Source organism: Caulifigura coniformis, from assembly GCF_007745175.1.
GTDB classification, from domain to species: domain Bacteria; phylum Planctomycetota; class Planctomycetia; order Planctomycetales; family Planctomycetaceae; genus Caulifigura; species Caulifigura coniformis.
This window is the reverse complement of record NZ_CP036271.1, coordinates 1,296,239-1,315,526: the sequence shown is the minus strand read 5'-3', so window position 1 is coordinate 1,315,526 and position 19,288 is coordinate 1,296,239. Positions and strand designations below refer to the sequence as shown.

The 19,288-nt window shown below is 61.8% G+C and carries 12 protein-coding genes; 9 read left to right on the top strand and 3 right to left on the bottom strand.

From position 1 onward, the window contains the following. Window positions 1-153 precede the first annotated feature (153 nt). From Pan44_RS05260 to Pan44_RS05220, 9 genes are all read left to right on the top strand, one after another. Entirely contained in the window at window positions 154-627 is a 474-nt protein-coding gene (locus Pan44_RS05260) for a hypothetical protein (RefSeq protein ID WP_145027957.1), read from the top strand. A 13-nt stretch (window positions 628-640) separates the two neighbouring features. Then, a complete protein-coding gene (locus tag Pan44_RS05255) occupies window positions 641-2,161 on the top strand; it encodes an HTTM domain-containing protein (protein ID WP_231754321.1) in 1,521 nt (506 codons plus the stop codon). A gap of 183 nt (window positions 2,162-2,344) precedes the next feature. Further along, window positions 2,345-3,748 (top strand): purple acid phosphatase family protein, encoded by a 1,404-nt coding sequence (locus tag Pan44_RS05250; protein ID WP_145027954.1) that lies wholly within the window; start codon window positions 2,345-2,347, stop codon window positions 3,746-3,748. 175 nt (window positions 3,749-3,923) lie between these two features. Beyond that, the gene (locus Pan44_RS05245; protein WP_197453878.1) at window positions 3,924-4,493 is read left to right on the top strand and encodes a DNRLRE domain-containing protein; all 570 of its coding nucleotides are present in this window, start codon (window positions 3,924-3,926) and stop codon (window positions 4,491-4,493) included. 83 nt (window positions 4,494-4,576) lie between these two features. Next, window positions 4,577-5,932 (top strand): DUF1501 domain-containing protein, encoded by a 1,356-nt coding sequence (locus tag Pan44_RS05240; RefSeq protein WP_145027949.1) that lies wholly within the window; start codon window positions 4,577-4,579, stop codon window positions 5,930-5,932. 92 nt (window positions 5,933-6,024) lie between these two features. Beyond that, on the top strand, window positions 6,025-8,454 hold the full coding sequence (locus Pan44_RS05235) for a PPC domain-containing protein (RefSeq protein ID WP_145027947.1): 2,430 nt from the start codon (window positions 6,025-6,027) through the stop codon (window positions 8,452-8,454). A 7-nt stretch (window positions 8,455-8,461) separates the two neighbouring features. Then, complete coding sequence (locus tag Pan44_RS05230; RefSeq protein WP_197453877.1) at window positions 8,462-10,930, top strand: DUF1549 domain-containing protein; 2,469 nt, start codon at window positions 8,462-8,464, stop codon at window positions 10,928-10,930. 159 nt (window positions 10,931-11,089) lie between these two features. Continuing rightward, window positions 11,090-12,637, top strand: coding sequence for a c-type cytochrome domain-containing protein (locus tag Pan44_RS05225; RefSeq protein ID WP_197453876.1), 1,548 nt, complete (start codon window positions 11,090-11,092; stop codon window positions 12,635-12,637). A 37-nt stretch (window positions 12,638-12,674) separates the two neighbouring features. Next, window positions 12,675-13,922, top strand: a complete 1,248-nt coding sequence (locus tag Pan44_RS05220; RefSeq protein ID WP_197453875.1) for an outer membrane protein assembly factor BamB family protein — start codon at window positions 12,675-12,677, stop codon at window positions 13,920-13,922. Window positions 13,923-13,994: 72 nt separating this feature from the next. Here the strand turns inward: Pan44_RS05220 and Pan44_RS05215 are convergent, their stop codons facing one another. The 3 genes from Pan44_RS05215 to Pan44_RS05205 all read right to left on the bottom strand — a co-directional run bounded on the left by Pan44_RS05215 (window position 13,995) and on the right by Pan44_RS05205 (window position 19,287). Beyond that, complete coding sequence (locus Pan44_RS05215; protein WP_145027939.1) at window positions 13,995-14,660, bottom strand: nitroreductase; 666 nt, start codon at window positions 14,658-14,660, stop codon at window positions 13,995-13,997. Between the two features lie 192 nt (window positions 14,661-14,852). Further along, a complete protein-coding gene (locus Pan44_RS05210; protein WP_145027937.1) occupies window positions 14,853-15,797 on the bottom strand; it encodes an MBL fold metallo-hydrolase in 945 nt (314 codons plus the stop codon). Window positions 15,798-15,951: 154 nt separating this feature from the next. Further along, window positions 15,952-19,287 carry a protein kinase domain-containing protein gene (locus Pan44_RS05205; RefSeq protein WP_145027935.1) on the bottom strand — a complete coding sequence of 1,112 codons (3,336 nt, stop codon included), beginning with the start codon at window positions 19,285-19,287 and terminating at the stop codon, window positions 15,952-15,954. Window position 19,288 lies beyond the last annotated feature (1 nt).

Genomic DNA, 19,288 nt, shown 5'->3' with positions numbered 1-19,288 from the left:
CGTGCCGGGGCATTGAGGCACGGAAGTCTTCGCGATCCCCCGACCTCTCCGGAATCCAAAGAGGCCGCGGTTGTGTTGTTCGAACATTCATTCCGCTGTCGCCGAGCTTCGAGGCCGCCAGCGATACCGCAATCTGATGGCAGGAGTCGATTCATGAATCGATGGCACTGTGTCCCAGGACTGATCCCGGTGTTGTTTCTGATGACCGCGCTTGGATGCTCTGATGGCCGCGTCAAGATGGGTCTTGCGCCAACAGAGGGAACCGTGACATGCAATGGAAAGCCCGTCCCCTGGGTCGCCGTTTTTTTTGAGCCGATGCAGAGGGGGGAGAACGCCAATGTCGGCAAGCAGGGGATTGGCCACTGTGACGAGAACGGCCACTTTGTGATTTCGACCTATGACACGAACGATGGAGCGGTCGTCGGCCGTCACCAGGTGAAAGTCGGTCCGCCGATGGGAGAGTCCCGTTCAGGCTTCGAATGCTCTTGTGCCCTCAACACGGAGCTTGTCGCGACAGAGATCGACGTCGCAGAAGGGCAGAACACGTTTGAGATTGCACTGAAGCCGGCGAGCAAGCGTGCGAAGATGATCGAGGCCCGAGAAGCCGCCCGGAACAAGGACGACTGAGCCATTGTCCGACGTGCATTGCAACCTGGGGGTGGCGTCTGGAAGGCAAGGCTGGCTGTGCCGACTGTTTGATAACGTCGACATCGCCAGCCTGGTGATCTTCCGCATCGGCTTCGGGCTGATGATGACGGCGTGGGCCCTGCATTACTTATGGGTGGGACGCGTCGACGATCTCTATATGACGCCGCGATTCCACTTCACCTATCCGGGGCTGGACTTCATCACACCCTGGGGCGGCGTTGGAATGAAGATTCATTTCGTGGCGCTGGCGTTTCTCGGCCTGCTCGTCGCAATCGGATCGGTTTATCGCCTTTCTTCGACGCTGCTGGCCGCTGGATTCACGTACGTCTTCCTCCTGGATCGCGCGAATTACCAGAATCACTACTACCTGCTGGCACTGATCAGCTGGTCGATGCCGCTGATGCCCGCACACCGGACGATGTCGGTCGACGTCCTGAACGGCCATGTGAAGCGCAGTCCGGTCATCCCCGCATGGTGCCTGTGTCTGACGCGATTCCACATCGGTCTGCCGTATTTCTTTGGCGGGATTGCGAAGATCAATTCCGACTGGCTGGCCGGTGAGCCAATGCGGACGCACCTGGCAACGACGGATTGGGGGCCTCTGTTCAGCGAATGGGGACCGGTCGAGGTGGCCGCGAGGTTTCTCAGCTGGGGTGGCCTGCTTTTCGATCTCGCAGTGATTCCGCTCCTCCTCTGGAAGCCGACTCGCATGTGGGCCTACCTGGCCAGCGTCGCTTTCCACCTGATCAATGCCCATCTGTTCCAGATCCACATCTTTCCGTGGTTCATGATTTTTGCCACGACGATCTTCTTCGATTGCGGATGGCCCCGCAGGCTCTGGCGTCGACGGGCGCCGGTGTCCGTGACCGGCAGCTCAGGACCGGCGACGTGGACTGGACGTCGGCGGGCGGGAGTGGCCGCAGCGGCGGTCTATGTCATCGTGCAGTGCATCCTGCCGCTGCGTCACATGGCATACTCTGACGCCACGAACTGGACCGAGCAGGGGCACCACTTTGCGTGGCGCATGATGCTGCGAGGAAAGACGGCCGGGGTTCGCTTCCTCCTGACGGACCGCGCCAGCGGCGAATCCGTCCAGACGGATCTCCTGCAGTACATCACGCCGGAGCAATTGACGCGCATGGCGCGCGATCCGGAAATGATCGTCCACTGCGCCCATCACCTGAGAGATCGGTTTCGGGCATCCCTCAACCGGGACTTCGAGGTGCGGGCCGTGGTGCTGTGCAGTCTCAACGGACGAAGGCCGCAACTCCTGGTTGATCCGAACGTCGATCTCAGTTCCGTCCGGCGAAATGGTTTCGAGCAGGCGTGGATCATGCCGCTAACCGAACCCCTGCCGGATGTTCCCTGGACGGTGCCGGTGCAGGAATGGGAACGTCACATCTCCATCCCGGAACTCACGTTTCTGGGTCGCATGTCGTCCAATGGTCAGCCGTCCCGATCTGCAGTCGCTGCCGATGAGAGTCAAGTGCGGCGTATTGGCGATTCGCCGTGATTTCAACGGGTGAACACAACTTCTTCACAAGAAGCGGTGACCTTAGCTGCTCGCTCAGTGGTCCCGACGCATTCATTCATCGCGACGGTCAGGGGGCTCGGCGGCTTTCGTCGGGTCCTCGTGGTTTCGCTCCCCAGAGCTTCTCCGGACGTGTCTTCCGAAACTCCATCGACGGCATCGAAGATGAACCATCAACTCTCATTCAAGGCCTTCTGCGGACAGGCCATCGCGACGCTCGTGGCGTTCGGCCCGTCAACGGTAGTTCTCGCCCACGACGGACCCGATCACAGACACGCCCCGCGGCAGGTCAAGCCGGCCGAGTACTACGCTCCGTCTCCGGTGCCGGACCGCATCATCCTGACGTGGTCTGGCGATCCGTCGACAACTCAGGCTGTGACGTGGCGGACATCGGCCGACGTGGAGCAGGGAATCGCCGAGATCGCGGTGGCCGATGCCGGGCCGTACTTTCCGAAAAAGGCCCGGCAGGTGATGGCGACGGCCGAGACGCTGAAGACGGATATCAATGAAGCGAGATTCCACTCTGTCGAGTTCACCGAACTCTCGCCGAAGACCAAATATGCCTACCGCGTCGGCGACGGCTTGAACTGGAGTGAATGGTTCCACGTCACGACGGCCAGCGACAGGCCAGAACCGTTCTCGTTCATTTACTTCGGCGACGCTCAGAACGACATCCGCAGTCTGTGGTCACGCGTGGTCCGCGAGGCCTACAGCGACGCGCCGAAGGCGGCGTTCATGCTGCACGCGGGCGACCTGATCAACAAGGCAGAAGATGACGCTGAGTGGGGTGAGTGGTTTGGCGCCGGGGCATGGCTGAACGCGATGATGCCGAGCGTGCCGATTCCCGGCAATCACGAGCAGGCCAAGGGGGCAAACGGCGAGCGGGCCCGATTGTCCCATCACTGGCGTCCGCAGTTCGCCCTGCCGACGAATGGTCCCGAAGGACTGGAAGAAGCCTGTTACACGCTGGAGTACCAGGGCGTCCGGATCATCGGACTGGACAGCAATCGCCGTCTGGACGACCAGACCATGTGGCTCGACAAGGTGCTGGCCGCAAACAAATGCCGCTGGGTTGTCTGCACGTTCCATCATCCCGTCTTTTCGACAGGCAAGGAACGGGACAACAAAGAGCTGCGCGAGGCCTGGAAGCCGATTCTCGACAGGCACAAGGTCGACATCGTCCTTCAGGGGCATGACCACACCTATGGTCGTACCGGACTCGAAACGCCGAAGGTTCCGGCCCAGACGATCGGGAACGTTCCTACAGGCCTCAACGCCCGAGATGAGAAGACTGGAACTGTCTACGTCGTGTCGGTCAGCGGCCCCAAGCAGTACGACCTGCAGCGGCATGAATTCATGAAGCGGCAGGCCCAGGATACCCAGCTCTATCAGATCATCCACATCGACGGCGAGACGCTGAAGTACGAAGCCCGTACCGCTGTGGGCGATGTGTACGACGCCTTCACGCTCCAGAAGCAGAACGGCTCCATCAACAAGCTGATCGAGCAGATTCCGGAAGTGCCCGAACGCCTGCGGGCCACAGGAAGCAAAGAGCAGGCAGTCCGCTGAGGTCGAAGGGCACGGTCAAGGACCCGCGGCCGTCTCACGCCGTGGGGACCTACTCCACCGATCAAGGAACGCAGAAATGCTGAGAAGCCTCGCTGTGTTGACGTGCGGCCTCGTTTTCCTGACGAATGCCTGGTCTGCGGATGTCCCGAAGCCGGACGCTCCCCCACAGTCCCCAATGACGAGAACCGTCTCCTTCCAGCAGGGAGTCGATGGCTACAAGGGGACCGTCGATACCGAAATCTGGGCTCTGGCGACGAAGACGCTGCTGGAGAGCAATCCCAACGCGTCGTCTGATGCCAACAACGACGGCGGCGAAAGCCAGGTGCTGATGCGGTTTGACGAGGTCATTGGCGCTGGCGAAAAAAAGATCCCAAAGAATGCCCAGGTCAAGTCGGCCCGACTCCTGGTCAGCGCATTCGACCAGGGGACCACGGTCAATCTCCATCGCCTGCTCGTGCCTTTCGATGAGTCGGCGACCTGGAGCAGTGTGGTCTCGGGGATTTCGGCCGACGGGCTCGAAGCGTCTCGCCATAAGGACAGCTTCACGTTCGGCAAGATCGCAGCAAACTCATCCGAGATTGTCTTCGATGTGACCGACACTGTTCAGGCGTGGGTGAACGGCGAAGACAACCACGGCTGGGTTTTCATGAACACGGGCGGCAATGGCTGGGATTTCTATGCCAGCGAATTCATGAATGTCTCGCAACGGCCGAAGCTGGTCATCGAGTTTGTTGCGCCCCGCTAGCGCTCGCCGAATCTTCGAGTGTTCGTCCTCAGATCTTCATGTCAGCGGCCTAGTGTCGCGAAGTCTCTTCAGGAGGTGCATTGATGTCCGCTCCCCAACCCGGAACGTGGCTGGCTGATCCCTCGCATTCTCGACGCCCCTCGCGGCGCGATTTCCTCTACGCCGGATGGCTCGGTGGGCTGGGGCTATCACTCGGCAACATGTTCCAACTGCAGGCTCGCGCCGCCACTGAAGATGCGCCGGCACCGAAGGCAAAATCGGTCATTCACATTTACCTGCAGGGCGGATTCGCCCATATGGACAGCTTCGATCCGAAGCCTGATGCACCTGTTGAATATCGCGGCATCCTGGATCCGATCAGTACGTCGATCCCGGGCGTTCAGTTCAGCTCTCACATGGTCGAGACGGCGAAGGTCGCCGATAAGCTGACGGTCGTCCGTAGCATGACTCACACGGAGGTTGATCATGGCCGCGGCGAACACAGCATGTTTACCGGCTACCGGCCAAGCCCGGCTCTGACCTATCCGAGCACCGGCAGCGTCGTCGCCCAGGAACTTGGTCCGCGAGGAGCGGCTCCGCCATACGTTTGCATTCCGACTCAGGGAAGCCAGTTCCTCGGCAGCGGCTACCTCAGCAACGCCTTCGGTCCGTTCGCGCTCGGCAACGATCCCGCGCGAGGCAACTTTACCGTTCGCGACCTCAAGCTGCCCAAGGGCGTTGATGAGGCCCGATTCGAAAGCCGGAAGAGCTGGAAGGATCTCGTCGACAATCACTTCCATCAGACCGAGAAGGACGACGCGATCGCGACGATGGATTCGTTCTATCAGCGCGCGTATGACCTGCTTGGATCGGATGAAGCGCGCGACGCCTTCAGCTTTAAGGGAGAGACACCGGAGACGAAGAAGCTGTATGGCTTCGAACCCTGGGGCCTGATCCTTCGTCCATCCGCCGGCCCAAGGTTCCTGATCGCCCGGCGGCTTGTCGAAGCTGGCGTCCGATGCGTGACCGTCACCTTCGGCGCCTGGGACACGCACTCCTATCACTACCGCGGCATCGAAACCCAGATGCCCGATCTCGACAAGGCATTCGCAGGCCTGATCACCGATCTCGATCAGCGCGGCTTGCTCGATTCGACGCTCGTTCTGGTCACCAGCGAGTTTGGGCGCACACCGAAGGTGAATGCGGGCGGCGGGCGTGACCACTGGCCGCGTGTGTTCAGCATTGTTGCGGCCGGCGGCGGCATCAAACGTGGCCAGGTTTTCGGCGCCTCCGACGGCCTTGCGGCGGAAGTCGCGGATAGTCCGCTGTCCGTCGAGGATTACATGACGAGCGTCTACCACCTCCTCGGCATCGATGCGAAGAAGCACCTGATGTCGCCAGGTGATCGACCGCAACAGATTGTCATGAATGGCAAGGTCATGAGCGACCTCCTGGCGTGACACTTCCACGACGCTGGGCCGGCCTCGCCGGTCCAGCGAGTTTTCTGCTGGTTGCTCGGCCCACTCGAATTCCACTCGTGCCGGACTACGTGATGCGAAAACACAGGTTGTTCTTCATTGCCGCGATCCTCTTCGGAGGACCGCGTGCAGTTCTCGGCGGAGCTCCGTCGATTGAGCGGTTCTTTCCCGCTGGCGGGAAGCGCGGGACGGAGTTCACGCTCAATGTTGTCGGCGCCGGCTTCGAGCGTGCCTCGGAGATTCTGTTCTACTCCCCGGGAGTTGAATGCCTCGCCCTGAAACCCACAGGCGACAACGAACTGGAGATCCGCCTGAAATCGAGAGAGGACGCCGCGATCGGGCCGTATGCGTTCCGGCTTCGGAATCCCCAGGGACTCTCTGAACTCCACACCGTGCTGCTGACGAATCAGCCGGTTGAGCCGGAGTCGGAACCTAACGACGAGGTTTCAAAGGCCAATGAGAAGAGTCGCAACCTGACGTGGGCAGGAGTTCTCGAAAATGGAGATGTCGACTGCTACGCGATCACGTTGAAGAAGGGCGAGCGTCTGGCGGCCGAGGTTGCCAGCGTTCGGTCTGGCAGCGTCCTGCTCGACACCTCGATCCGTGTGTTCAGCCCGGACGGAGCACTCATCGGCTCGGTGGACGACACGCCGCTCTTCTATCAGGACCCGTTCATTACGCTGATCGCACCGCAGGACGGCCGGTACGTCGTCGAAGTCCAGGGAACGAACCGTGACGGCGACGACAACAGCCGCTACCTGCTTTCGCTCGGCGATTTCCCGCGGCCCGCCGCCGTCTATCCCGCCGGCGGCCAGGCGGGTATGACGGTGAAAGTGCAGTTCCGCGGAGACGCGGCCGGCGACTTCGAACAGTCGTTCGCGCTGCCCGAGTCTCCCGCCCCAGGCTTCGGCCTGATTGCCTCGCGCGACGGGCGCGAGGCACCGTCGGCGAGTCCGTTCCGGGTCTCGCCATTTCCAAACGTCCTTGAAGAGATTCGCGGTCCGTCGCCCGCGCAGTTGCCGGCCGCGTTCAACGGTGTGCTTTCGACCATGGGCGAAGCCGACACGTTCGAGTTCAACGTTTCGAATCGCGAGCCCATTCAGTTCGAATCGTTCGCTTACCGGATCGGATCCCCGATCGATACGGTCATCGCGATTCTCGACGGCGAAGGCGAGACACTCATCTCGAACGACGACGACGGCTCACACGACAGCCGCCTCGTCTTCGTTCCACCGGCCCCGGGAAAGTACTCGCTCGAGATCCGCGACAAGCGAAGGGCGGGGCGTCCGGATTTCATCTACCGGGTTGAAGCGACGCGACTGCAGCCGCAGCTGACGGCCTTCGTCTCCCGGCCCGAGCGGCTTTCGCAGGAACGCCAGACGGTCGCCGTCCCGCGCGGCAATCGGATCATGACGACGTTCGCCGTTCAACGGCGGCACTTCAAAGGGGACGTTCAGCTCTCGACGAGCGGAGGTCCGCAAGGAGTCCTGTTCTCTGAAGCCCGCATCGATGCCGATCGATACTGGACGCCCACGATTGTGGAGGCCTCGAAGGATGCTCCCCTGAACGCGATGCTGATTGACGTCCTGGCGTCTGGAAACGACGGCGATCGTTCCGTGCAGGGCAAGTTCCAACAAGTGGTTGACCTCATTGCCGGATCCGCGGATGCCCTGTTTCAGTCGGCTGTTGTCGATCGCCTGGCGGTGGTGGTCATCGAGCCGGTTCCGTTCCACGTTGATCTCCTCCAACCCGAGGCGCCGGTTGCGAAGGATGGAACGCTGGATCTGCAGTTGAAGCTGACTCGCGAACCGGGTTTTACCGGCAGCGTCGAGGTCGTGATCCCGTTCCTGCCTCCGTGGGTGGATGGCCCGTCGGAAGTTGTGATCAAACCAGGCGAGACGATGGCCGTCTATCGGCTGCGGGCTCATCCCAAGGCGGCCGTTCGTGAATGGACGATCTGCGCCGAGGCGATGGCCGGCGGCCGAAGTGGTCGACGAGCCGAGTCGGCTTTGCCGGGAGCCAACGATCCGTTGCCGGTGGCCCCGCCGCCAGAAGTGGCCGTCGCCTCCGAACTGGTCAAGCTCACCGTTGGATCCAGCCCCGTGGCTGGAAAACTCGAGGAGGTCGTTACCGAACAGGGGGCTGCCGTTTCGGTGTCGTGTTCCATCGAGGCCCATGGCCAGCTCCCCGAGACGATGACGGCCGAACTCGAAGGGCTTCCGAATCGCGTCACGGCATCGCCTGTCGCCATCGCGCGCGGCGAAGGCCGTGTTCAATTTGAGCTCCACCTCGCGCCGGACGCCCCGGTCGGCGTTTTCCCGGACCTCGTCGTCCGCCTCACGGGAACGCTCAATGGCGAGTCGGTTTCGTACTGCGTCGGACGCAGCGGAACGCTCCGGGTCGAGCCGCGTGGCGGGCTTTTCCGCGATGAATCAGGGCGGGCTCTCTCACGGCTCGAAGTCCTGCAGCGCGCAACGGCCGGACCGAAATCAGAAGGCAAGTAAGCCCGTCATGCGAACTCTCCGAATGAAGGAACTCTCCATGTCGACGTGGAAGTTGTGTGTGGCGGCGCTCGGGCTGACAGTGTTGCTCCAAGGCAACGCAGACGCCGCGGCCCCTGTTGAGATCACCGAGCTCAGGGTGATGCCTGAGCAGATCCGCTTGCAGGGCGCTCGCGACGAGAAACGATTCGTCGTCCAGGCCCGCCTCAGCGACGGCAGCACGCGCGACGTCACCTCGGCCGCAAAGTTCTCAGTCAAGAATACATCCATTGCGACTCTTGTCGGAACGGTCGTCACTCCCGCTGCGGACGGTACGACGGAGCTCGCGGTCACTCACGAAGGCCGCACCGTCCGCGCGACCATCGACGTAGAAGCCGCGTCCGACGTCACGCCGCTCAGCTTCCGGAACGATATTCTTCCGATTCTCACGAAGACTGGCTGCAACGCCGGGCGTTGCCACGGCGCCGGCTCCGGGAAGGATGGTTTCCGCCTGAGCCTTTACGGCTTTGACCCGCAGGGGGATCACTATCGACTGACTCGCGAATTCTCCGGTCGCCGCATCGACCTGGCGTCGCCCGAGAACTGCCTGCTCGTCGCGAAAGCGACTGGCGCCGTCGATCATACGGGCGGCCAATGCATCGTCGAAGGCAGCTTCGAGCATGAACAGCTTCTGGCGTGGCTGAAGAACGGGGCCCCGAACGACAACCGGGAGACACCAGTGCCAACCGGAATCACTGTGTTTCCGCGTCAGGCCGTTTTCGCCAAGGCCGGCGAGAAGCAAGGGCTCGTCGTCATCGCAATGTACAGCGACGGCACGCAGCGCGACGTCACTGACCTCGCCGTATTCCTCAGCAACAACGACGCAGCGGCCACTGTCTCCGAACAAGGCATTGCGACGTCGACCGGGCCCGGCAACGCCTTCATTCTCGCACGCTTCGATCAGTTCACCGAAGGTGCGGCGCTCACGACACGCCCCGGCACGGAGTACCCCGGCTTTGACCTCAAACCCCAGAACGAGATCGACCGGCACGTCTTCGCCCGCTGGAACGACATGCACATCGTTCCTTCAGACCTCTGCTCTGACGAAGTCTTTCTGCGCCGTGCAACTCTCGATCTCACGGGCCTTCTGCCGACGCCCGAAAAGTGGGCGACGTTTCTCGCCGACACATCGTCCGACAAGCGCAGCCACCTGGTCGATGAGCTCATCGAGACTCGTGACTTTCAGGACATGTGGATCATGCGATGGGCTGAGCTCCTGCAGATCCGCACATCGAACGGCATCAGTCGCAAGGGCCTGCACCTCTATGACCAGTGGCTTCGCGAGCGCGTGCACGCCGGCGAGACGATCGACAAGATCGTCGCCGAAGCGCTTTCCGCAACCGGCGGCACATTCGAGAACCCGGCTTCGAGCTATTTCCAGACCGAGACCACTCCGCAACTCCTCGCGGAGAATGCCGCGCAGGCGTTCCTCGGAACTCGCATCCAATGTGCGCAGTGTCACAACCATCCGTTCGACCGCTGGACGATGGACGACTACTACGGCTTTGCCGAATTCTTCGCGCAGGTTGGATATAAGCAGGCCCAGGATCCCCGCGAGATCACGGTCTTCAACGCCGGAATGGGCAGCCTCAAGCATCCCGTCGATGGTCGTGACGTTGTGCTTCGTCACCTCGGCGGAGAACCGCCGGCCGTCAAGCCGGGCGAGGATTACCGCAAGGTCCTCGCCGAGTGGCTCGCCTCGCCGGAGAATCCATCGTTCTCCCGGAACGTGGCCAATGTCGTCTGGGCGCACTTCCTCGGCGTTGGAGTCGTCGAGCCCGTCGACGACTTCCGTGTCAGCAATCCACCATCGAATCCGGCCCTGCTCGACCACATCGGTCGGAAACTCGCTGGAGATCGCTTCAACATCCGCCCCCTCGTTCGCGAGATCTGCAACTCACGAACTTACCAGCTCGCGAGCACGCGTAACGCGTCGAACGCCTGGGACATGCGAAACTTCTCGCACGCCCGCATCCGGCGCCTCCGAGCAGAGGTCTTGCTCGACTGCCTGAACCAGGTCACCGCGACGACTGAGCGGCTGCCTGGCCTCCCTGCTGGCGGCCGCGCGATTGAAGTCGCCGATGGCCAGGTCCCCAACTACTTCCTAACCACCTTTGGCAGGTCGGACCGCGCCACGGCCTGCACCTGCGAGGTTCAGAAAACTTCTCCGACGCTGTCGCAGGCGCTGCACTTGATCAACGGCGAGGCCACCTCGGGAAAGATTGCGCAGGGCAAGGTCATAGAACGGCTGATCACCACGAACCCCGACTCAGTCGCGATCGTCACCGCCCTCTACGAACGATGCCTGGGACGCGCGCCGCGTCCCGAAGAGCAGTCCGCCATCCAGGCGAAGCTCGCTTCATCGGAAGACGCGATCACGGCGCTCACCGATCTCTTCTGGGCACTCCTGAACTCGAACGAGTTCGTGTTCAACCACTGAATCGCGCAGCGCCGGTTCCCGACTTTCCTCTTGCGGCTTTCCAACATGATTCGTCGACACCTCTTCGCTTTCGCTGTCGCATCCACCTGTGCTGTTGCAGCCCAGGCGACCCTGGCGGCCGACGCGCCACGAACCGTTTCGTTCGACGAAGTACGAGCGGTGTTCAGGAAAAGGTGCGCCTCGTGCCACGACGAAGAGCGAACTCGCGGCGACCTCGATCTCACGTCATTGGAAGGGGTCAAGGCCGGGTCGTCCTCCGGACCGGTAATCGTTCCCGGGAAGCCCGATGACAGCCTCGTCTACACCCTCGCCGCTCATCGCGAGGATCCCAAGATGCCGCCCGGCGCGCCGCGAATCCCGCAGCGCGAACTCGATCTCATTCGCGACTGGATCGCCCGCGGCATCTCCGAGACCGAGCTGAAGCCGGCGGCTAAACCACAAGTTGTGCTGGCCAAGGCAACTCCGGCGAATTCGGCTGAGGTGACTGTGGCCAAGGGCGGTCTGGAACCAGTGAAGCCCTGGCAGCAGAACGCCGCCGTCACGGCGCTGGCGGTGCATCCGAAATCAGACCTGACCGCGGTCGCTGGACTCAATCAGGTCCTCCTCTACGACGATCTCTCCCGCCCCGCGATCGGCGCATTGCCATTTCCCGAGGGCAAAGCCTTCGTCCTGAAGTTCGTCCGCGGCGGCGACGTTCTGCTCGCCGGCGGCGGTGTCGGCGCTGAGTCCGGCCGGGTCGTCGCTTTCGATGTGGCAACGCGCAAGCGGCTGTTCGCAATCGGCGACGAGACCGACATTGTGCTCGCTGCCGATCTCTCACCGGACGGCTCGCTCGTCGCGATGGGCGGACCTGGCCGGACCGTCAAGATTTACCGCACTTCGAACGGCGAACTGCTCACGACTCTCAAGAAGCACACCGACTGGATTCTCTCACTCGCATACAGCCCAGATGGGCTGCTCCTCGCGAGCAGCGATCGCTTCGGCGGCGTGCAGGTCTGGGAAGCAGAAACCGGCAAGATCTTCGACACGCTCCGCGGCCACTCCGGACAGGTCACCGCCGTCTGGTGGCCAGCAAGCTCTGACGCACTCGCGACTGCCGGCGATGATGGAACGCTTCGTGTGTGGAACATGCACGACGGCTCATCGAAGTCCGTAACCAACATCGGCATCGGTCCAATCCTCTCCGCTACCACCAACGCTTCGGGCCGCGTTTGTCTCGGCGGTCGCCAGAATGCCATCGCCGTCCTGAACAGCTCTCTCACACTTGTCGCCACGCTTCCATTCAACGGTGAAGCCGTTGAAGTTGCCGCAACGGACTCCCGCGTGATCGCTGCCAGTGCTTCTGGAGGCGTCGAGGTCATTGGCCTCAACGACCAGGCCGATCGCTCGTCACTTCAGATTCCAGTCGCGGCAGCAATTCCCTCAATTGCGAAGGCTCCGATCCGCCGTTCGCAGTTGCAAACGGCCGCCATCGCCGTCAACGACACCTCGAAGTCCACGCCTGCGATCGAGAATGCGGCTCAATCGATCGGACTTGCCGGGGACCGCCTGGCCGAATTGCGGCACTCCGCCGCACTCGCCGATGCGGCCGTCAAAGCCACCGAGGCCGCCCTCGCCACTCAACGGGCCGTCTCCGAGCGTCTCAATGCCGACATCCGGCGGCTCGAACAATCGAATCATGGATCGGCAAGTCCAACAACCCGTTGAACGTTCCCTCGCCATCACTGCTCACCGGGCATCCGAAATGAGCCTCCGCACTACGATTCCGTGCCTGCTGCTCGCGATCACGAGTACCACCAGCGCCGGCGACTGGCCCTCCTGGCGCGGTCAAAAAGGCGACGGGGTCTCAACTGAAACCGGCGTCCCTATCAGCTGGTCACCGAATGAGAACATCGCCTGGAAGACTTCTCTTCCCGGCGGAGGAAGGTCGTCCCCGATCGTCATCGGTGATTACGTCGTCATCACCCTGGCGGACGTCTTCGACCAGACACGCCGGGTCCTTGCCATCGATGCTTCCTCTGGCGTCGTCCGCTGGAACACCGTCGTCCACCGCGGCGAAACCGGAGACATGCACAAGTTCAACACCGCCGCCTCCAGCACGCCGGCTTGTGATGGGCAGCGCATCTTTGCGGTCTTCGTCGACGACCGTGCAATGCAGGTTGTCGCTCTTGACCTCGAGGGCCGCATCCTGTGGTCGAAGTCTCCGGGGACGTTTCACTCCCAGCACGGCTTCGCCGCCAGCCCCGTCGTATTCGGCAATGGAGTGATCATCAATGGTCAGCAGGACGGCGAGGCCTTCGTCGTCCTGCTGAATACGATGACGGGTGACGAGATCTGGCGCTACAAGCCGTCGATCAACCTGCGATCGTTCTCGACACCCCTGCTGACGCAGCACGACGGCGAACTGCAACTCATCCTGACCGGGGCTTCGCAAACCGTCGCCCTGAACCCTGCAACCGGAGAACCGATCTGGTCGATCGCCGGTCCAGCTGAGAAGTTCGTCAGCACGCCCTCAGTCGGTCATGGAATGGTCTTCAGCTTCGGCGGCTCTCCGGAGAAGAAGGCCATGGCCGTCAAACTCGGCGGCCGTGGAGAAATCTCGGAAGAGTTCGTCGCCTGGCGCAACGAGCGACAGATGCCCTACGTCCCGACACCAATCCTGCTGGGCGACTATCTCCATATTCTGAGTGACACCGGCGTTTACACTTGCCTGGATCCGCGCACCGGTCGCTCCCTGATGACAGCTCGAAGAACGGGACCGGTCTACAGTTCGCCAGTCGCGGCAGAAGACCGCATTTACTTCTTCGAGGACTCTGGTACATGCACCGTGATCGCTAACGGAAAGACTTTCGAGGTTCTTTCAAAGAATGGTCTCGGCGAGGGCGTCTACTCGACTCCGGCGATCGCCCATCGGAGCCTCTTCGTTCGAACGGAGGGCCATCTGCTGCGGATCGGGAAGGAATTCGGGACAGCAGTCAGCGTTGCTCCCTGAACGACAGTGGCAGCGACCGCGCCGGTCAAAGCGGAGTACAACGGAATGTGGAGCCGTTAAAGGAAGGGCAGATCAGTGTCTAACGAATGTGACCGTTTCCTGGAGCGGCGCCCGGCCGATGCGTACATAGTCCACCGCGGAGTCCTCGTAGCCGATTGACATTCCGCAGAACAGTATGAGGTCCGCTGGAGGCGACACGATCTCTGCGACCGATTTGCGAACCTGCGACCACGCCATTTGAGGGCAACTGTGCAAGCCCTCAGCACGCAGCAGCAACATCACTGTCTGCAGGTACATCCCGACGTCAGCCCATTGCGGCCGGCCGAGGTCGCGATCGATATAGCAGAAGAGAGCGGTCGTCGCCCCGAAGCAGTTCCAGTTTCCGATCGCTGCCCGCTGACGTGCGCCCCAGTCTTCTCGATCAATTCCGAGTGCGTTGTATCGTTCCTTTCCGAATTCAGAGCGTCGTTCCGTGTACGGGGACTTCAACGATTCCGGGTACATCGCGAACTCCCGACTGTCCCAGGGATCGCCGGCCGCCACTCGTTCAACGGCAGCTTTCTTGAGCTGTGTGAGCCGCTCGCCTGTCAGTACGTAGATCCGCCAGGGTTGGATGTTCGATCCGGACGGGGCCATTGCGGCTGCAGTAAGAACTCGCTCCAGCACATCGTCAGGAACAGGCTGATCGGTGAATCCACGCACCGACCGTCGACTCGCGACCGCCTCGTAGACATCCATCGATCACGCTCCCTTCAGACTGAAGTGGACGCCAAGATTCGGGGAGCCGTCCGCGGCCTGGTCGGGCGATCCACGCTTACAGATCAGGTGTTCCTCAGCCCTCCGCCGAACGAGTCGTCTCACTTACCTGAACCCGCGCTGCGGATCCCGGAGCGTGTGCGACGACTCGTTCGGGCCTGACCCAGTCAGCATCTAGTATTCCCATGGGCCGGGAACCCAACGGAATGCGTCACCGTCCACCGCCACGTGGCACACTGACGGAAAGGAGAGATGTGTCGCCACAAGCGGCTCGCGGTTCGCTGCGAGTTCCCGCAAGAGTTTGACTCTGACGCGGGCCGCCTCTTCGGGATCGTGTTCGAACCCGTTGAACCAACCAGGATGTTCAAAGCCGACCTGGAACACGGCGTCACCGGCGAAGGTGAGCCGGTTGCCTTTGGACGCAAGTCGGACGACGCTGTGCCCTGGCGTGTGGCCGCCGGTGCGCTGGACCATAACGCCTGGGGCCACGTCGTACTCGTTCTCGAACGGATGCAGATTGCCGCGGTACTCGTGCAGGAACCGCCTGGCGGCACTGCGCAGTGCATCCGGAAAACCAGCAGGCATCGATGTGTGCGAGAAATCGGGCGACTCCCAGAATTCAGCCTCCGCTGCCGCGAGATGAATTCGCAAGTGTGGCCGCAGCCGCTCCTTGATCCCGGCGACGAGGAGTCCCCCGATGTGGTCCATGTGCAGGTGCGTCAGCACGACATCCGTCACAGAGGCCAGATCGATCCCGGCGGCCTCCAGTCGCTCAATCGTCCGACCCGCCTTCGGCAGATTCAGATTCGGATCCGAGCCCAGTCCTGCATCGATCAGGATCGTCTGGCTGCCACTGCGGACCAGGACCACGTTCAGTGCCCATTCGAAATAGTCCGGCGGCAGAAACATCTCATCCAGGCAGGCCGCACGAACGTCCGGGGCGACGTTGTGCCCCAGCATTTCGCCGGGCAAAGTCAGCACTCCATCGCTGATCACCAGCACATCGATGTCGCCGACCTTGAGTTCATACCGCGAGGGGACTGGCTCATCGAGTCGTGTTCGCTCGTCGTGCGAGTTGTTTTCTTGGCTGGCCTTGCGACCAAGTGTTAATGCAGGCATTTGGTTCGTCCAGGAAGGAGTGATGTGGGCTCGCGCCATTTCGCTTGAACCGCGAGAACGTGTCATCAAGGACGGTTCGAGGTGGTTCGTCTGTGACAATTCAGACGAGGAATCCTCCACTTCCGCGCAGAATTACTCCTCTCTGCCCCCCGCGCTACCGCGAGTCACAGCGACGAAGCAGAGCTTCCACTTCACTCCAGAGTGCGAGGCTGTCGTCGCGCTCGGCCGGACTGAGCTTCTGCAACTCAGCCGGTTCGCGCAGGCCCGCGAGTTCTGCATCCGTTCGCCAGCGGACGATCTTTCGTCGGACGTTTTCACGACTCGACTCGAGCTTGGGGTTCATCCCGGCGGCCCGCATGGAGAGTTCCGCCCGCAGCCAGGTTCGTGCCTGGCTGCGCCACTTCTGGCGATCGTCCTCACTCAGGCCTGACGCGTCTTCTCCTTCGCCGCAGCCAGCGAGGGCGGCAATGCGAGCCGCGTTGAAGAGGTGATCGGAGCGAGGGGCCTCGGCGAGTGCTGAATCTGCGGCGAACGCATCGGCATAAAGCCGCGCTGCCCTGGCAGTGTGGTTCTTGAAACGACATTCCCCAAGCAGGATCAGTCGATCGATATTGTCCTGGGGCTCGTATTGACCCTCAAAGAACGCCGCCATTTCAGGAACGATCACGGACTCGGCCTCATGCCGGAGAACGTGCCAAAGCCATTGGTCGTGACCGCGGACTTTCGCAAAGCTCCAGTTGAACGCGCTGATCTCGTTCGCCAGCGCCAGGCGAGCGGCCTGCTGGTCGCCGAGCCGGGATCTCGCCATTGCTGTGACAAGTCCGGGACAAGGGCCGAGGACGTTGGCAGCCGGTCCGCTCAGAATGGAGACCGCTTCGCTGAAGTTCCCCTGACGGTACTCCGCCAATCCCTTGGCGAACTGAAAGTAGGGAAAGACCCATCCAAATCTGGTTGGCTCGGAATCGACTGCCCGATCCGCAAGCTCAGAGGCGACGCGGAGAACCTCTTCCGAAGGCGGCGCCAGCAGGATCGCCCTGGCAACTGGTTCGGCGACATACGGATCGTCGGTGTCTCTAAATCGACGAATCAGGTCCGAGCAGGCGCGGCGATACTCCTGCTCATCCCCCAGGAACAGGCACAGCTCTGCGTATCCGAACCACCGTACGTGCTGCGGCGGGTCATTTGCGAGAATCGCCTTCCAGTCACGGAGAACCTCCGCAGACTTCCCAAGCCGAATGGATTCCGATCGCAGCGTATTCTCGACGTATGGAATCGACTGGTTGACGGCGTGAATCTCGCGGAAGTGCTCGAGGGCCTCTTCGTTGCGCCCGGAGTCTCGCAGCGCGTTCGCCAGGTCGAGGTGGGCATAGGCGTAGTGAGGGTCCAGATCGAGAGCGATCCGGAGATACTTGATCGCTTCGTCCAGATGCCCGGACTCCCTGAGGAGGTTGCCCAGACTGCTCTGGCCCCTGGCATAAACAGGGTCGAGCTCGAGTGCGTGCTCGTAATAACTGCGTGCTTCAGCGTAACGCTTCTGGATTCGAAGTGAGTCGCCGAGCGCCGTATAAGCGACGGCCGCATTGGAACGACTGGCAAGCGCCGCTCGGAAGTAACCGGCGGCCTCGACTGGCGATGCCCACAGAATGGCATCGCCGAGCGCGATATTCGCCCAGAAGTCCGACGGATACTCATGCTGGACGCGGGTCAGGAACTCTGTCGGGACGATGTTGGCGTCACGAAGCCGTTCCCCGAGCGTCAACAGCAATGACACCGGCTGACCTGTGACCGGCACTTCCGTCGCCAGCGCGGCGAGCGCCTCGCGGCTGTCCCATTTCACAGGGTCGCGGATACGGTCTTTCCAACCGTGTGGATCGGGATCGGCATCGCGAACGATCCGCAACAGCCATTCCCGCCGTGTTCTGTCTGACGCACACATGGCCCAATCATCAATCGCAGCAATCAGGGCCAGACGCACTGCCGACGCTTTGACGCGAGCGGCTACGACTTCGGATTCCTCGTCCTCGTTCGTCAGGCCTGCCCCTTCTAATGCCTCCACGTATTGTCGATCGGCCTTCGACTTGTAGTGTGCCAGATCGCCTGCGCTCGTGGCCCGGTTCAGGTGAATCCGGTCCAGCTTCCCGACGAGATCGAGGTCGTCGTGAATCGTGCTGATTCGCTTCTGAAGGTCCTCGACTCCGCTCCCGCGGATCGGATCCTCCAGCTTCTGCATATAGACGCGAGCGTCGTTCCAACGTCCTTGCTGTTGAAAGTCACCAATCTGACGAAGCTCTCTTTCGATCTCGTTGCGTCGATCCGCCTCCTGCAATGCGTTCCTCAGAACGGCGGTCGCAAGAGTGGCTGAGAAAAGAACACTCGTCGCGAGCAGCGCCGCCCATGCCGGGTTGCGACGGATCCAGCGCACCATGCGGCCGGCAGGCCCGACAGGGCGGGCGACGATCGGTTCGTTCCTGAGGAAACGTCGTACATCGTCCCGGAGGTCTGCGGCAGTTGCGTAACGATCTCGAGGCGTCTTTTGCAGACACTTGAGGCAGATCGTCTCCAGATCCGATGGAATTCCCCGGTTCAGTTGCGTCGGCGGGACGGCTTCCTGCGTCATCACCTGCGTGAGCGTCGCCTGGGAGGAATCGGCGTGAAAGGGAGGCCGGCCGGTGAGAAGCTCGTACAGCAGCGCCCCGAGAGCGTACACATCGACGGACGGGCCAAGGAGATGACTGTCGCCGCGCGCCTGTTCGGGAGACATGTAGCTGGGTGTCCCCACTGGCATGCCCGAGAGTGTCAGACCCGCCGCGTTCTCCGTCTGTCTCGCCAGTCCGAAATCGCTGATCTTCGGACGGCCGTCAGAGGTCAACAGAATGTTGGAGGGCTTCAGATCTCGATGAACAATTCCCTTTTCATGCGCGGCATGAACAGCGTCTGACAGAGTGACGAGCAACTCGGCCGCGGCTCGGCTGGGCTGCGGCGTTCCACCCAGTTTCTCCGCCAGGCTACCTCCGTCGACGAACTCCATCGTGAAGTACAGGCGTCCGCGGTGTTCACCCACGTCGTACACCGGAACGAGACCCGGATGCTGCAGGCGGGCGGCCGCTTCCGCTTCCCGGTGGAACCGTTCACGTTCCGCCTGTGTGGCATGTGTTCCGACCAGCGGCATCTTGATGGCGACGCTGCGATTCAATTGCAGATGGCGTCCCTTGTAGACCACCCCCATGCCGCCTCGGCCCAGAACCGACAGCACTTCGTAACCGGGAATCAGTGGCAACTCATCAGTCTGAGGCCGCTCCGGAGCCGGTGAGAAGGAGATGCCCGAATCTGGAAAGAGGGCCTCGACTTGTGCCTCCACGGCATGCACGTGGCGCAATCTCGTGAGCAGCTCAGGCAACAGTTCGGGGCAGTCGCGAGTGGCGACTTCGGGTGAACACCCGGTTTCCAGGATCTCTTCGAGCAACTCGTTGAGTCGGGGGTCAGCGCTCATC

Bases quoted from the DNA above. Each gene is read 5' to 3' on its own strand.
- Pan44_RS05260 (WP_145027957.1), top strand. From the start codon at position 154: ATGAATCGATGGCACTGTGTCCCAGGACTGATCCCGGTGTTGTTTCTG.
- Pan44_RS05250 (WP_145027954.1), top strand. From the start codon at position 2,345: ATGAACCATCAACTCTCATTCAAGGCCTTCTGCGGACAGGCCATCGCG.
- Pan44_RS05245 (WP_197453878.1), top strand. From the start codon at position 3,924: ATGACGAGAACCGTCTCCTTCCAGCAGGGAGTCGATGGCTACAAGGGG.
- Pan44_RS05240 (WP_145027949.1), top strand. From the start codon at position 4,577: ATGTCCGCTCCCCAACCCGGAACGTGGCTGGCTGATCCCTCGCATTCT.
- Pan44_RS05235 (WP_145027947.1), top strand. From the start codon at position 6,025: ATGCGAAAACACAGGTTGTTCTTCATTGCCGCGATCCTCTTCGGAGGA.
- Pan44_RS05230 (WP_197453877.1), top strand. From the start codon at position 8,462: ATGCGAACTCTCCGAATGAAGGAACTCTCCATGTCGACGTGGAAGTTG.
- Pan44_RS05220 (WP_197453875.1), top strand. From the start codon at position 12,675: ATGAGCCTCCGCACTACGATTCCGTGCCTGCTGCTCGCGATCACGAGT.
- Pan44_RS05215 (WP_145027939.1), bottom strand. From the start codon at position 14,660: ATGGATGTCTACGAGGCGGTCGCGAGTCGACGGTCGGTGCGTGGATTC.
- Pan44_RS05210 (WP_145027937.1), bottom strand. From the start codon at position 15,797: ATGCCTGCATTAACACTTGGTCGCAAGGCCAGCCAAGAAAACAACTCG.
- Pan44_RS05205 (WP_145027935.1), bottom strand. From the start codon at position 19,287: ATGAGCGCTGACCCCCGACTCAACGAGTTGCTCGAAGAGATCCTGGAA.